The sequence below is a fragment of the Pseudomonas sp. 65/3-MNA-CIBAN-0223 genome (assembly GCF_040310425.1).
Lineage (GTDB): Bacteria > Pseudomonadota > Gammaproteobacteria > Pseudomonadales > Pseudomonadaceae > Aquipseudomonas > Aquipseudomonas gregormendelii.
This window is the reverse complement of sequence record NZ_JBEOPV010000026.1, coordinates 52,145-66,463: the sequence shown is the minus strand read 5'-3', so window position 1 is coordinate 66,463 and position 14,319 is coordinate 52,145. Positions and strand designations below refer to the sequence as shown.

The following is a 14,319-nucleotide window of genomic DNA, read 5'->3' as shown; positions in this document are numbered from 1 at the left end:
ACCACCATCGAACAGGGCGATGCCGTTCAACTGCTGAATCGCCCAATTTTTTCAGGATGAGATGGATGCGTGCTCTTTTTGTTTTTGCCATGGCGTATGCCTCGTTGCTGCTGGCCGGTTGTGCCTCCGCGCCGAACGATCCGACCATGACCTTGCAGACCAGCAAGACTCCGGCCCAGTACGCTGACTGCGTCGTACCGAAGTTGCAGGGCAGTGCGTTGCATCCGACCGTTTCCCAGACACAGCGCAGCTACCGGATCGTGGTGCCGAGCAAAATCTCGGCGGACAACGTGCTGGAAGCCTACAAGGCCGGCCACGGCGGCAAAGTGTTCATCTATGAGCGGCACTTGCTGGCGTCGAATTTACTGCCTTCCAGTTTTGAACGTGCAGCACAGGACTGCATCTAAGGTTTACTACAGAGCTCCTTTGGTTGGCCGCAACCAACCAATTTTTTAACCCCGCACCTCATTCGGTTGCGGGGTTTTTTTTGCGCTTCAGTTACCCCGGTAGGTCGAAAACCCGTAAGGACTGAGCAGCAGCGGGATGTGGTAGTGAGGAACGGTGCCATCCACCTCGAAAATCACCGGTACTTCCGGGAAGAAACTGGCCACCTTGTGCGCCTTGAACCACTCGCCGGTCTTGAAGGTGACGCGGTAGGTGCCTTTCTCCAGGTTCTGGCCTTCCGGATACAAACCGGTAACCCGCCCCTGTTCGTTGGTCGCGGCGCTGTTGAGCATGTCCCAGTTCTTGCCGTCCTGTTTTTCCAGCGTGACGTTGACCCCAGGGGAAGGCAGGCCATCCTGCAAGTTGAGTACGTGGACGCTCAGCGGGTTGGCTGCCGCTGATGCCAGGGTCGACAGGGCGCTCAATACGACGCCGGCGAAGAGAGATTTCAATACAGTCATGGTGATTTCCTTAGTGTTTAACGGCAGGGAGGACTTGGTTGATGGCAGCCAGTGCACAGCCTTCATCGAATGCAGCGCCACCGGCGCCGGCCACTCCGATGGCGCCGATCACCTGGCCCTCGAACTGTAATGGCACGCCCCCACCCAGCAGTAACAATTCACCCAAGGTGTTGAGGTTTTCTGCATCCGGGGTGCTGCGAGCTCGCTCGGCGAGAAGGCGGGTCGAGGTCTTGGTCGATAGCGCGGTGTAGGCTTTGCGTTGAGCGGCCAGCGTGTTGTGCGGGCCGACGTTGTCGTCGCGCTGCACGGCGACCAGGTTGCCGCCACGGTCGACGACGACGGCAACGGCCGTGCGGCCATCGGCGTGGCAGGCGCCCAGCGTGGCATTGAGCAAGTCATTGGCCAGCGCCAGCGTCACGTCCATCCGCTGCACTGGCGCCTGGGCGGCGTGGACGAATACAGGGCTCATGGCGAGTGTGATCAGCAATGAAGTCGATAGGCCGGTACGCATGCTTGTTCCTTGATCAGGGCGGGTTGAGTCATTGGTCGCCATGATGCCCGGCCCGTCCGCTCAGGATGATTGCCCGATCATTACCAATATGTAATGTGAGAACCACGCGAAGCGGGCTAGCCTATGCTCCAGTTCTGGAGGAAAAAATGCGTATCCTGGTGGTTGAAGACGAAGCGAAGACGGCGGATTACCTGCGCAAGGCCCTGACTGAGTCGGGCTATGTGGTCGAGATCGCCCTGAACGGGCTGGACGGCCAGCACCTGGCTCAGGAGAGCGAGTTCGACCTGATCATCCTCGACGTCATGCTGCCCGGCCTGGATGGCTGGCAATTGCTGCAGATCATCCGGCGCAAATGGCAAACCCCGGTACTGTTCCTGACGGCCCGGGATTCCGTGGACGATCGGGTCAAAGGGCTGGAACTGGGCGCTGACGATTACCTGGTCAAACCTTTCTCCTATGCCGAATTGCTGGCCCGGGTGCGCACCCTGCTGCGCCGCGGCCCGCCGCGTGAGGTCGAACATTTCGTGGTCGGTGACCTGAGCCTGGATCTGCTGCGGCGCAAGGTCACCCGCGGCGGCGAGCGCCTGATCCTGACCAACAAGGAGTTCGCCCTGCTGCACTTGCTGCTCAGTCGGGAAGGGGAGGTATTGTCCCGTTCGCTGATCGCCTCGCAGATCTGGCAGATGAACTTCGACAGCGACACCAACGTGGTCGACGTCGCGATCCGTCGATTGCGGGCGAAGGTGGATGATCCTTACCCGCTCAAGTTGATCCACACCGTGCGCGGTATTGGCTACATGCTCGAGGTGCAATCCTGAACCTGTTCCCGCGCGCCCTCAGCCTGCGCCTGGCGGTGATGTTCGCGCTCGTCAGCGCGCTGTTGCTGGGCGCGATCGGCTTTTACCTGTATCAGTCCCTGGAGCGGGAGATTGCCTGGCGCGATGACCAGGCCTTGCTCGGTCGCCTCGAGCGCATGCAGGCGTTGATCAACGACAGCGACAGCGTCGAGCAATTGCGCAGTCGGCCCAAGCTCTACGAGAACATGCTGGGCAATCGCGACAACCTGCTGTGGATCCTCGATGAAAGCGGCCAGGTGCTGATCGAAATCAACCCGGCCCAGATGAACCTGCCAAGGTTGCCAGCCACGCCCCAGGCGCTCGTTGCTGACGCAGATGCGTCAGAACCCGTGCGCCTTGCCTGGAAGGATGTCACCCAGGGCGACCGCCGGCTCACCCTGATCGCCGGCAAGTTGCTTGGCGAGCGAGAGCAGATGCTGGCGGCCTATCGATTCAAGCTCTGGCTGGCCATGTCGGTCGGTGCGCTGCTGGCTTTTGTGCTGGGCTGGTGGGTCAGCCAGCGTGGTTTGCGACCGGTGCGCCTGTTGGCCAGGCGTGCTGCCGGGATCGATGTGCAGCACCTGCATTTGCGCCTGGATGAGTTCAGTGAACTCAGTGAGCTGCAGGCGCTGAGCCATGCACTCAACCAGATGCTCGCACGACTGGAAGACGGCTTTGCCCAGCTGTCGCGTTTTTCCGAAGACCTGGCCCATGAGATGCGCACGCCGCTGAGCAACCTGATGGGCCATACCCAGCAGACCCTGCGGCACAGTCGTTCGATCGAGGATTACCAAAACCTGCTGGTATCCAATCAGGAAGAATACGAGCGTCTGGCGCGAATGATCGACAGCATGCTGTTTCTCGCCCGCACCGAGCAGTCCGACGCGGCGGTGAAAGCCGTTCAAATCGACTTGCACGAGCTGATCGAGCAGCTCTGTGATTACTTTGAAGGCGTGGCGCAGGAGCGCGAGGTAGGGCTGATCAACCAGGCCCATGATCAGTTGCTGGCCGACCCCGGCCTGGTTCGCAGGGCACTGGCCAACCTGCTGGCCAATGCCCTGCGCTACGCGACGCCTGGCACGGCGGTGACGATCAGCAGCACACTGCTGCAGGACCGCCTCGAGGTCACGGTGCACAACCAGGGCGCGCCGATCGCTGCGGAACATCTGCCGAGATTGTTCGAACGGTTCTACCGGTGCGACCCGTCACGCAATCAGCCGGATGATTCCGGCGGGTTGGGCCTGGCCATCGTCCGCTCGATCATGCACCTGCATGACGGTTGGGTGAGCGTGGACAGTGACGAAACCGGTACGCGTTTTCGCCTGGGTTTTCCGCTCGCCGAGACTTGAGCGAATCACCCGGGACAGATGGGTTAATCAATTAGCGGATGCTGCTGCACCAGCCGCTCGCGCTTGGCTTGCAGCTCGGCGATTTCGGCATCGAGGTCCTCGATCTTCTGCTCGATGTTGTCATGATGCTCCTGCAGCAGCTCCCGTGCTTCCTCCAGGTCGGACGCCGCTGGCGCCGCACCGCGCAATGGTTTGTTGGCCGTTTCTTTCATCGTCACGCCGGTGACCAGGCCGACCACGGCGATCACCATCAGGTAATACGCCGGCACGTACAGGTCTTGTGTGCTTTCCACCAGCCAGGCGACGATAGCTGGCGTCAGGCCCGCTATCAGCACCGAGACGTTGAAGGCGCTGGCCAGCGCGCTGTAGCGGATGTGCGTAGGAAACATCGCCGGGAGGGTGGACGCCATTACCCCGATGAAGAAGTTCAGCAGAACCGCCAGCATCAGCAACCCGGAAAAAATCAGGCCGAGCTTGCCGCTGTTGATCAGCATGAACGCCGGAATAGCGAGGAAGAACAAGCCAACGCTGCCGCAGATGATGAAAGGACGACGACCAATCTTGTCGCTGACTAGCCCGATCAGCGGCTGCACGAACAGCATGCCGACCATGATCGCGATGATGATCAACACACCGTGATTTTCGCTGTAGTGCAGGTTGTGCGTGAGGTAGCTCGGCATGTAGGTGAGCAGCATGTAGTAAGTGACGTTGGTCGCCGCGACCACGCCGATGCAGGTCAACAGGCTGCGCCAGTGCTTGGTGGCGACTTCCTTGAAAGACACCTTCGGCCCACGTGCCAGGCCGTCGCGATCGTCCTGTTCCAGCTGCTCTACATGCTGCTGGAACGCCGGAGTCTCTTCCAGCGCATGACGCAGATAGAGGCCGATCATGCCCAGGGGCAGGGCGAGGAAGAACGGCAGACGCCAGCCCCAGGCTTCGAACTGTTCTTCACCTATGATGGTGGAGATCAGCACGACCACCCCGGCACCGAGGACTAAACCGGCGATCGAGCCGAAGTCCAGCCAGCTGCCGAGGAAACCACGCTTGCGGTCAGGGGCGTATTCGGCGACGAAGATCGAGGCGCCGGTGTATTCCCCTCCAACCGAGAAGCCCTGCGCCATTTTGGCCAGCAGCAGGAGGATCGGCGCCCAGATGCCAATCGAGGCATAGGACGGGATCAGCCCGATGGCGAAGGTGCTCAGCGACATGATGACAATGGTGGCGGCCGCTCCCGCAAGGATCGTGCCAAGCTGAAATTGTGCGAACTAAAAACTGACCAGGAGGTCAGGATGATCAGCAGCTCTTCTTTCATTCCGAGGATCGATCATGCGCAATTTCACGGTGCAATACCTGTTCAACGGCGAGCTCCGCTCCCACCTGTTCGAGCTCAAGCAGGAGCAGTTACCAGTGCATGAGGCCGCTCTGCATCTGTTGGAGTTACATTTTGGTGACGCGGAAAACGGCCTGATCATGCCCCCAGCTGACGCATCGCCGGAGGAAATTGTGCAACAAGCTGAGGTGGTAGGGTTAACGCAGATTAAGGTGCTCGATTGAGTGCAATCGCATTCCCCTTTGGAATGCACGCAACACGCGCCAACGAGTACGCCACGCAGAGCCGTATTGCGTTAGCCGGCTACGACGCTTGCTCGCGGGCAAGTCGAATCGTCGCACCGCCGCTCCCACAGGTGTTGTTGGTGTGCGCAGTATTTGTGTTCGGCGCAGATCACTGTGGGAGCCGGGCTTGCCCGCGATGGCGTCTGCACATTCGACATTGATGCGGCAGGGGGAAGACAATTGCTCCAGCAGGGGATTTGCGGTGTGGGTCAGAACGTTGTCTGACAGAGATTGCCGAACTGTTGCATCGGGAAGGGTTAGGCAAGGCACTTGGCGAGGCTTACTCCGCAGAACGACAAGCCCGGGGCGAGGCCTCTAAAGGCAGGCCACAGCGCGCTTAGTTGGACAGTGAAACCGCCAGGTCCAGCGCAGTGAAGGGCACGTAAATCAGGGTGATAAACGAATACGTTTTACGTGACCGGGCCAGGAATGCGCAGACCGGCAGGACGATCATGATCACATCCAGGACTCCCCACAGTGCAAGCGGCGAGGCCTTGAAAAACCACACGTTAACGCACAGCCCGAGCAGCAGGTAGGTCGACAGCGACAGCAGGGCGTAGCGGCCATCCTGCTCGAAGTAGAGGCGCAGGCCGTTCTGTTCGTCTTCGCTGCGGCTGGGAAGCAGCAGCGCAGCGGCCACAAACAACGATAACGCCAGCAGGACCAGCACCAGGAATTCGGGGAACGAAAAGGTCGTCTTGACCGCCGGCAGGGAGTTCACCGCCCACCAGAAATCCAGCTGGGTGGCGAACAGCATGATCGCCCAGACCAGGGGCACCCAGTCAGGTTTGGCGACCCGGCGAATGCGGAAAACAGTCAATGCACCCAGGAGCAGGCGGGTAACGGACAACCCCAGGATCATGGAGAGTACCGTGGCCACGATGGCGAAATTGCTCATCACCCCTCCTGTTCAGATTGCCAATCTGCGCAACACCGCAAAATTGTCGCAAGCGTAGACCACCACTCAGCGACGTGCAGGCCTCAGCGAAGGCTCCAAGACACCCCGGCGTACACACCCAGGCCTTCACCCGGCGTCGACCGCGCGGCATCCAGGCCCTTGTCGTCATAGCCCGGCGTGACCGTGGCGGCGTAGTGCTTGTTAGTCAGGTTGCGCAGGTCCAGCCAGGTCTGCCAGTCGTCCTTGGGCGAGTTGTAGCCCACCGTCGCACCGAACAGCGCATAGGGATCGGCGTAATAGCTGTTGGCGTAATCGACTGCCACCTTGGATACCCACTGGGTGTTCAGCCCGGCAAAAAATCCCTGGGGCCAGTCATAACGCAGTTCGCCCTGGTAGTAGTGCATTGGCAGGCCCGGCAGGCGGTTGTCGCCGAAGCGATCGTCGTCGCGGTAATGGAAGTCGCTGAAGGTATAGCTCTGGCGCAGGCTCAGTTGGCCGCCGTCGTCTCGGGACCAGAGGTTGCTCTGCAGGCCGGCTTCCACACCCTGATGCACGGTGGGGCTGGCGTTGAGTTCGTATGGCGTGGTGGCGTTGGCGTCCGGCAGCACCGAGAGCAACTCGTTATGCACCTGGGCGTAGTACCAGGCCAGGCTCCATTGACCCAGGCGACTGTCGCCGCGCCCGCCGAGTTCCAGGGTGGTGGCGGTCTGGTTTTGCAGCTTGACCGGATCACGTTGAGTGCCCGTGGCGGCGCCGCTGCCTGCCGGGAAGCGCTGGTTGGCGCTGTAGATCAGCGACCAGGGATGCGGCCCTTCAACGGATCGGCTGAGGTTGCCAAACAGTTGCAGGTCCGGGTTCACCTGATAGCGCAGGCCCAGGCGCGGGGCGTAGTCCCAGTCATTGAGACTGGTCTTGCCGCCGCCGTCCGGGTAGGTCACGGCGCTTTCTCGGCGTGTGTAGATGGCGGCGAGGCCGGTGGTCAGCCACAGGTCGTCGGCGATCTGCAGATCGTTGCCTGCGTGCAATACCGTGTCCGAGCCCTGATAGGTGAAATTACGCATGGCGGTGCCCGGGGCGTACCCGGCGGTGTTGCCGGTGGGGATGCGCACCGATTCACTGGCGCCGGCGTTGGGCAGGTGCCTGGTCACTCGCAGGCCGACATTGCTCTGGCTTTCCAGGCCCCACAGGGTATCGCGACGCTTGTAGTCGAAGGTGCCGCTGACATCCGAATACGCTACCTTCAGGCGGTTGGGGCCTTCGCGCAGGTCCATCGGATAGTCGTGATAGGCCAGCCCGGTCTGGATGCTCGAATCGTCATCGATGAACCAGGTGGTCTTGTTGCCGATGAACGTGCTGCCCGGCTGATCGCGGCTGTCGTCCCGTGCGACATAGGCCGGGTTGGCGGCCCGTGCGTCGTGCTCGATGGAGTGCTTGGTCACGCGCCCGGCCAGATCGTTGTCGGTCTGGCGGTGGCGCAGATAGAAGCGCGTTTCCAGGTTCGGGTTGAAGCGATAACCGAAGTTGGCGATCAGCCCCTGGCTTTTGCTGGCGGTGTGATCCTGATACCCGTCGGCGCTCGCGTCGGTCACCGCCACGTAGTAATCGAATGCCCCCAGCACCTGCCCGGAACTGATCTGGCGCTGCTGATAGCCGTGACTGCCTACCGCATAGCGCACCTGCAACCGCGCCGCGTCGTAGCCCGTGTGGCTGATATAGTCGATGGCCCCACCCAGGGCCAGTGCACCGCGGTCAAACCCGTTGGCACCGCGCAACACTTCCACATGATCGAGCCACAGCGGTTCCAGCAACTCATAGGGCGTGCCCCCCGGCCCCGTCAGCGGCAGGCCGTCGAGCATGGCGTACAGACCCGAGGCATGGGCGCCGGGCGCACGGTTGATTCCGGAGCCACGGATCGAAATCTTCACCCCTTCATTGCCCGCAGACTGCGCATAGACGCCCGGCTGATAGGCCAGCACATCCTGGTTGCTGGCAACTCGACCCTGCAGCGCACGGCGCATGTCGACCACGTTAGTGCCGCCAGGCACCTGGGAAAGCCGCTCGCTGGCTTCCTCGATGGACGAGTCTGCGGTGCCTTGTCCGTCAGCTTCGATCAGCACCTGCCCCAACTCCATGCCCTGTGCCGCAGCGATGGCCGGACAGACGAGAGCCAGGCCCAGCAGGGCTGCCGGGAAGGAATGGGGCGAGGGCATGGGGAACTCCGGGTGAATGGCGCGGGCAGTGAGAAGTGCGACGCAGGAAACACCGAAGGGAGCACATTACTGCCGAAAAACTAATGCTCCAGGCTACATGCTTGCACTGCAAAGCCCTCATGACGCGTCACATGCCCATGACTAATTCACCGAGCCTGCTCGCTTGATATCACCGCAAAAAATATCGAGATTGCCGCTGTCCGGGGCAGTTCGCACGACGACCGAGTGCTCACTGGCAAGCAACACGGGCAGTTCCACTGGCGCACTTCTTGAGAATACCCAGCCGCGAATGGCCTGGCGTTCGGTGCCGACCTGGTCGTTCATTTCGTAGGCAACGGGGCCGGGCTGCTGGCAGCTGCCCTTGTTGATGAAGGTATACAGCCGCAGCGGCAGGGAGGCGCCGTCGGGAACGCCACTGATGATGAAGTTGAATCCGGTTTTCTTGCCCCAGTTGGCCAGGGTTACATTGCCGATTTGCCCGGTGTTATGCCGGGTGGCCTGGAGTGGCACGGACACTCCTTTCTGGGCGGGAGTGGTGCAACCGACCAGGGTGACGGTGATCAGCAATGCCAATGAGTTTTTGAGTTTCATGTCGAATCTCCAGAGTGGAAAAACTGCACTGGTAGATTAGTAGGTTTGCCGCTGTCGAATCTGCTGATCAGCGGGTTTGATTCTAACGTGGCGAAACGCAACTTATCGTTTCGCGGCGACAGGTTTTGGGGCCGCTTTGCGAACCAGCGCGAGCAAGTTCGCTCGGCACGGGGTTGGTGGTGCCCCATACCTGGAGTGAGGCGATTGCTGCGTTGTGTGCACTCATACAGTGCTCACAAGTCAGTTATCGGAGAATTTGACGGTTGCTAGACTTCGCAGCTCTTCAGCTTTCTTATCCAGCATTCAAACGGGATCAATGATGTTCAGTGAAATCCTGGTGGCTATCAATGGCAACGCCCAGAGCGACAAGGTCCTGGAGTTGGCCATGAGAGTGGCCCATGACGCCACGCGGGTGCATGTGGTGAGCGTAATCGCGTACGAATTCAGCGCACCGGATCTTGAGTCCCGGCAAGCATCGCCCGCCTCGTGGGCAGAGCAGTTGCACAGCGAAGAAATTGTCGAAAAGGCCCGGCTGTTTCTTCAGGCTCGGCACATCAAATGCACGGCCACCGTCATTGCCGGCGACCCGGAGCATGCCATCTGCAACCACGCGCGGGAGCAGGGGTGCGATCTGATTGTGATGGGGCATCACCACATGTCGACGTTTGAGCGGCTGGTGGGCAACTCGGTGGCGTATGAGGTTTTGCAGAATGCTCCCTGCCCGATTCTGATTGAGGCGGGGTGAGTGGTGTTGTCATTTGCCACTGCGCAACTGCCCCGGACTCGCCCCCAGCCGTTGTCGGAACAGCGTCGCCATATGCGCCTGGGAATTGAAGCCGCAGATGAGGGCGATCTCGGCCAGGCTGGCGCTTGAGTCGCGCAGCAGGGCGCGGGCCTTGGCCACGCGCCGGTCGATCAGGTAGCTGTGCGGGCTTTTACCGGTAGCCTGTTTGAACGCCCGCATGAAAAACCCTTCCGACAGTTCAAAAAGGCCGGCCATCGCCAGCACACTCAGCGGCCCTTCAAGGCCCGCATCGATGAACTCATCCAGCAGGCGCAGGCGGTTGGCCGTAAGGGAGCCTGTCGGTTGCGCAGGCGAGGCGATGTGCGCCGATGCCCGCTCAGCCAGGGCCAGTGCCCAGGCCTGCCAATCGTCATCCAAGGCGGCGTGCAGCATTGCGTTGCGCATGCGCAGCGCCAGGCGGATCGCTTGCGGATCGATACGATTATTAAAAGCGTGATCGCCGGGCAATTCCAGGCCATCGGTGCGCACCACCCGCAGGTATTCACCGCCCTGCGAGGACTCGGACAACACATCGCAACCGGCCGGGACAAACGCCAGGCCGTTGGGAGTGGCGAGGAAGGGCCGTACCCGGTCGTTGCCGATGGCGTGCACGCCGCGCTGGCTGTCAAAGGCGAAGCCAATGGCGGCCTGGCTTGCTACGTAACGGGTCGTGTAGGGAGCGGCGGGCAACAACTCAATCGCCCACGGCCCGGCGTCGACCCGGCGCACCGGTTCGGTCATGAGCGTTGAGGGCTGGCGATTTCGCGGGTTCATGCCCGCATAGTAGTGAAGATGGGGCAAAAAAGTCAGGTCGGCTTTCTGAAAGCCGACGTAGCGCCTGCGCACCTAGACTGGGCAAAACCTCAAGGAGACTGCCCATGCACACATTGACTCGCGACGACATCGAACACGCCGCCCGCCTGGTGTACCAGGTCATGCCCGCCACGGCTCAGTACGCCTGGCCGTTGCTGGCAGAACGGTTGGGCTGCACGGTGTGGGTCAAGCATGAAAACCACACCCCCACGGGCGCCTTCAAGGTACGCGGCGGCATTACCTTCATGCACTGGCTCAAGCGCACCCACCCCGGAGTGAAGGGCATCGTCACCGCAACTCGCGGCAACCATGGCCAGAGCCTGGCGCTGGCTGCCAGTGCCGTGGGCTTGCGCGCGTTGATCGTGGTGCCCGAAGGCAACTCGGTGGAGAAGAACAACGCCATGCGTGGCTTCGGGGGAGAGGTGGTCGAGTGCGGCCGCGATTTCGATGACGCCCGGGTCGAGGCTGCTCGCCTGGCGCAGGCGCATGACCTGTTGCTGGTGCCACCGTTCCACACCGAACTGGTCAAGGGCGTGGCCACCTATGCCCTGGAACTGTTCACTGCGGTGCCCGACCTCGACACCGTCTATGTGCCGATCGGCTGCGGTTCGGGGATCTGCGGGGTGATCGCCGCGCGCGACGCGCTGGGCCTCAAGACCCAGGTGGTGGGAGTGGTGTCGACGGAGGCTGACGCCGCCAGGTTATCGTTTGAGGCGGGAGAGATCTGTGAAACCCCCTCGGCGAATACCTTTGCCGATGGCTTGGCGGTGCGCAAGCCGATTCCCGAGGCATTTGCCATCTACAGTGCGGGCGCGGCGCGAATTGTCGCGGTTAGCGACGGGCAGATCGCCGAAGCGATGCGCATGTATTACACCGATACCCACAACCTTGCAGAAGGCGCGGGCGCTTCGGCGCTGGCGGCCCTGGTACAGGAGCGTGAAACAATGGCGGGCAGGAAAGTCGGAGTGATCCTGTCGGGGGGTAACGTCGATCGTGGGGTATATGCACAGGTGATCCAATAAGCGGACTGGCAATTAATTGTTCGGGTAAAGACTGAAACCGAGCACAGCGGCCGGGGACACGGGTCACCGGGCCCGGCCGTCAATATGGAAACATCTGCCACACTCTCCCCGACCAGCCATTGTTATGTTCCCTGGCAGTGGTGCTGGTGGTGTGGCTGCTGGTCGGTCGCAACATCTACTCTGTGTTCTTCATCGGCGTATTTGCCACGCTGTTCGCCAGCATCTCCGGCAAAACCGCCGCCTTCTCGATGCTCATTACCGATGCCTTCCAGCACGTGCTGCCCAAGCGTCGCGACAAGTACGGCAAAGAGTTTCACCATGATCCGATGCACAAGTGGTTCATGCTGTTCATACTCGTGACTCCGCTGGTCTGGTCGGTACCGGGCATGCCGGACTTTGCGACCGGCCTGGCCCTGTGGGTCGCGTTCCAGCTGGGCGTTGACCTGTTCAGCCTGTAGCAGCTGCAACCGTCGAGGGGCCCCATGGCCCCTCGGTGTTGGGTGTGCGGTTGATGGATTTGTTCATCGCTGAAAGCCTCACGAAAGTTTCCTGGCGCACCCTTCGAGCCGAGCTCTGCTATCGTATGAAAACCTCTAATCGCCCCTTCGGGCGATTTTCCGTAAGCACGCTTTACGGCACCGTCATCACGGTCAGGTTTGCGAGTTAACGGAAAACCATTCCATGGAAAACCCGCCGGTAGATCGTCCACCCTCCGAACCCCAGTCTCGCGCCGAGAAGATTGTCGAGTTTCGAAGGCAGAAAAGCCTGCTCAAGACCGGTGCCCTGCAAGACGCGATTTTCAACAGCGCTTATTTCTCCAGCATCGCTACCGACGAAAAAGGCGTGATCCAGATCTTCAACGTGGGTGCCGAGCGCATGCTTGGGTACCTGTCAGAGGATGTGGTCGACAAGATCACTCCGGCGGACATTTCCGACCCTGCCGAGCTGATCACCCGCGCCGCAGCCCTCAGCCTGGAACTCAAGACCGAAATCACGCCGGGCTTCGACGCGCTGGTATTCAAGGCTTCCCGGGGCATCGAAGATATCTATGAGCTGACCTACATCCGCAAGGACGGCAGCCGCCTCTCGGCAATGGTCTCGGTGACTTCATTGCGCGACAGCGCCGAAGTCATCATCGGTTACCTGTTGATCGGTACTGACAACACCGCACGCAAGCAGGAAGAAGCCACCCAAGCCTTGCTCGATCAGCGCCTGCGCGACCAGCAGTTCTATACCCGCTCGCTGATCGAGTCGAACATCGATGCGCTGATGATGACCAATCCCCAGGGGATCATCTCCGACGTCAACAAGCAGATGATGGCGCTGACCGGGCGCACCCGGGACGAGTTGATCGGCGCGCCATGCCGAAACTTCTTCACCGACCCTGCGCGTGCCGATGCGGCCATCAAGCGCGTGCTAAGCGAAAACAAGGTCAGCGACTATGAACTGACGGTGCGTGCCTACGACGGCACCGAAACCGTGGTGTCCTATAACGCGGCGACCTTCCACGACCGCGATCGCAAGCTGCAGGGCGTATTTGCCGCCGCCCGTGACGTCACCGAGCGCAAGCGCTTCGAGCGCACGCTGGAAGAGAAAAACGTCGAACTCGAACATGCCAGCCTGATGAAGTCGGAGTTCCTGGCGACCATGTCCCACGAACTGCGCACTCCGTTGAACGCCGTGATCGGTTTTTCCGAAGCGCTCAAGGACGGCATGGTGGGTGACATGACCGACACCCAGCGCGAGTACATCAGCGACATCTTTACCAGCGGCCAGCACCTGCTGTCGCTGATCAATGACATTCTCGACCTGTCCAAGGTCGAAGCCGGGATGATGGCCCTGGAGCTCGAACCCGTCGAGCTGCAAGGCCTGCTGAGCAACAGTTTGCTGATCGTGCGCGAAAAGGCGGCCCTGCAACGTATTCAGCTGAAACTGGAAACCGACGACGACCTGGGCACCTTCGAGCTGGACCTGCGCAAGACCAAGCAGATCGTCTACAACCTGCTGGCCAACGCGGTGAAGTTCAGCGCCGCTGAAGGCGTGGTCACGCTGGCGGTCAAGCAGGTTACGCGCGAACAGGTCGGGATCATTGAAGGCGACTGGCCCGTGCATGGCTTTGAGGTGCCGTCCAGCGAGCATGAGCAGTTTCTGCAACTGAGTGTCAGCGATACCGGCATTGGTATCGCCCAGGCGGACATGGACAAGCTGTTCAAGGCCTTCAGCCAGATCGACAGCAGCCTGGCCCGTAAATTCGAGGGCACTGGCCTGGGCCTGGCGATGGTCAAGCAATTGACCGAGCTGCAGGGTGGCAGTGTCGCGGTTGCCAGCCGCGAAGGGGCAGGGGCCCGTTTCGTGGCCTGGTTGCCCATCCGTGGAACAACAATTGTGGAGGCGCCGTGGCTGAAATCCTGATCGTCGAAGACAACGCCGCCAATATGCGCCTGGCCCGGTTGCTGCTCACCAGTGCCGGTCACAGCGTCATTTGCGCGGCTGATGCGGAAACCGGCCTGAAGCTGGCACGCGAACGGCAGCCTGCGCTCATCCTGATGGATATCCAGCTGCCGGGCATGGATGGCCTCAAGGCCACCTCGCTGCTCAAGAAGGACGCGGCGACGGCGGCCATTCCGGTGGTGGCGCTCACCGCCATGGCCATGAAGGAAGACGAGGAAAAGACCCGCCTGGCGGGTTGCAATGCGTACATTATCAAACCACTACGTTACAAGGAGCTCTACCGGGTCATCGACACGTTGCTGCAAAACACTCTGCCTCAACAGCCCTCTACCTGA

Annotated in this window: 14 protein-coding genes and 2 pseudogenes; 9 read left to right on the top strand and 7 right to left on the bottom strand. The window is 61.0% G+C overall.

Features of this window, described 5'->3' with window-relative positions; all coding sequences use genetic code 11:
- Positions 1 to 65 precede the first annotated feature (65 nt).
- Positions 66 to 407: a YajG family lipoprotein gene (locus AAEZ09_RS24670; RefSeq protein ID WP_045059039.1), complete on the top strand. Its 342-nt coding sequence runs from the start codon at positions 66 to 68 to the stop codon at positions 405 to 407.
- An 87-nt stretch (positions 408 to 494) separates the two neighbouring features.
- Here the strand turns inward: AAEZ09_RS24670 and uraH are convergent, their stop codons facing one another.
- On the bottom strand, positions 495 to 905 hold the full coding sequence (gene uraH, locus AAEZ09_RS24665; RefSeq protein ID WP_045059040.1) for a hydroxyisourate hydrolase: 411 nt from the start codon (positions 903 to 905) through the stop codon (positions 495 to 497).
- Positions 906 to 915: 10 nt separating this feature from the next.
- Entirely contained in the window at positions 916 to 1,374 is a 459-nt protein-coding gene (locus AAEZ09_RS24660; RefSeq protein WP_350601159.1) for a GlcG/HbpS family heme-binding protein, read from the bottom strand.
- A gap of 188 nt (positions 1,375 to 1,562) precedes the next feature.
- On the opposite strand from AAEZ09_RS24660, the gene AAEZ09_RS24655 reads away from it, so the two are divergent.
- Positions 1,563 to 2,234, top strand: coding sequence for a heavy metal response regulator transcription factor (locus AAEZ09_RS24655; RefSeq protein WP_045059042.1), 672 nt, complete (start codon positions 1,563 to 1,565; stop codon positions 2,232 to 2,234).
- The gene (locus AAEZ09_RS24650) at positions 2,231 to 3,601 is read left to right on the top strand and encodes a heavy metal sensor histidine kinase (RefSeq protein WP_205892281.1); all 1,371 of its coding nucleotides are present in this window, start codon (positions 2,231 to 2,233) and stop codon (positions 3,599 to 3,601) included. The genes AAEZ09_RS24655 and AAEZ09_RS24650 overlap by 4 nt, the downstream gene beginning before the upstream one ends.
- Before the next feature lie 23 nt (positions 3,602 to 3,624).
- Here AAEZ09_RS24650 and proP read toward each other — a convergent pair.
- Positions 3,625 to 4,827: pseudogene (gene proP / locus AAEZ09_RS24645) on the bottom strand (glycine betaine/L-proline transporter ProP); the annotation flags it as partial.
- Positions 4,828 to 4,927: 100 nt separating this feature from the next.
- Between proP and AAEZ09_RS24640 the strand changes: the two are divergent.
- Positions 4,928 to 5,155, top strand: coding sequence for a hypothetical protein (locus AAEZ09_RS24640; protein WP_045059044.1), 228 nt, complete (start codon positions 4,928 to 4,930; stop codon positions 5,153 to 5,155).
- A 397-nt stretch (positions 5,156 to 5,552) separates the two neighbouring features.
- Here the strand turns inward: AAEZ09_RS24640 and AAEZ09_RS24635 are convergent, their stop codons facing one another.
- From AAEZ09_RS24635 to AAEZ09_RS24625, 3 genes are all read right to left on the bottom strand, one after another.
- Complete coding sequence (locus tag AAEZ09_RS24635; protein WP_045059045.1) at positions 5,553 to 6,113, bottom strand: hypothetical protein; 561 nt, start codon at positions 6,111 to 6,113, stop codon at positions 5,553 to 5,555.
- A gap of 83 nt (positions 6,114 to 6,196) precedes the next feature.
- Positions 6,197 to 8,323, bottom strand: coding sequence for a TonB-dependent receptor family protein (locus tag AAEZ09_RS24630; RefSeq protein ID WP_205892248.1), 2,127 nt, complete (start codon positions 8,321 to 8,323; stop codon positions 6,197 to 6,199).
- A gap of 141 nt (positions 8,324 to 8,464) precedes the next feature.
- Entirely contained in the window at positions 8,465 to 8,914 is a 450-nt protein-coding gene (locus AAEZ09_RS24625) for a hypothetical protein (protein WP_045059047.1), read from the bottom strand.
- Between the two features lie 319 nt (positions 8,915 to 9,233).
- Between AAEZ09_RS24625 and AAEZ09_RS24620 the strand changes: the two genes are divergently transcribed.
- Positions 9,234 to 9,659, top strand: a complete 426-nt coding sequence (locus tag AAEZ09_RS24620; RefSeq protein WP_350601148.1) for a universal stress protein — start codon at positions 9,234 to 9,236, stop codon at positions 9,657 to 9,659.
- Positions 9,660 to 9,668: 9 nt separating this feature from the next.
- On the opposite strand, the gene AAEZ09_RS24615 is transcribed toward AAEZ09_RS24620, so the two are convergent.
- Positions 9,669 to 10,472, bottom strand: coding sequence for a helix-turn-helix transcriptional regulator (locus tag AAEZ09_RS24615; RefSeq protein WP_350601146.1), 804 nt, complete (start codon positions 10,470 to 10,472; stop codon positions 9,669 to 9,671).
- A 104-nt stretch (positions 10,473 to 10,576) separates the two neighbouring features.
- Between AAEZ09_RS24615 and AAEZ09_RS24610 the strand changes: the two genes are divergently transcribed.
- The 4 genes and pseudogenes from AAEZ09_RS24610 (at position 10,577) to AAEZ09_RS24595 (ending at position 14,319) form a co-directional block, all read left to right on the top strand.
- Positions 10,577 to 11,533 carry a threonine dehydratase gene (locus AAEZ09_RS24610; RefSeq protein WP_045059049.1) on the top strand — a complete coding sequence of 319 codons (957 nt, stop codon included), beginning with the start codon at positions 10,577 to 10,579 and terminating at the stop codon, positions 11,531 to 11,533.
- Positions 11,534 to 11,715: 182 nt separating this feature from the next.
- A pseudogene (locus AAEZ09_RS24605) lies at positions 11,716 to 11,991 on the top strand (Nramp family divalent metal transporter); the annotation flags it as partial.
- 223 nt (positions 11,992 to 12,214) lie between these two features.
- Entirely contained in the window at positions 12,215 to 13,945 is a 1,731-nt protein-coding gene (locus AAEZ09_RS24600) for a PAS domain-containing sensor histidine kinase (RefSeq protein WP_350601145.1), read from the top strand.
- On the top strand, positions 13,930 to 14,319 hold the full coding sequence (locus AAEZ09_RS24595; RefSeq protein ID WP_045059062.1) for a response regulator: 390 nt from the start codon (positions 13,930 to 13,932) through the stop codon (positions 14,317 to 14,319). Before AAEZ09_RS24600 ends, AAEZ09_RS24595 begins: the two co-directional genes overlap by 16 nt.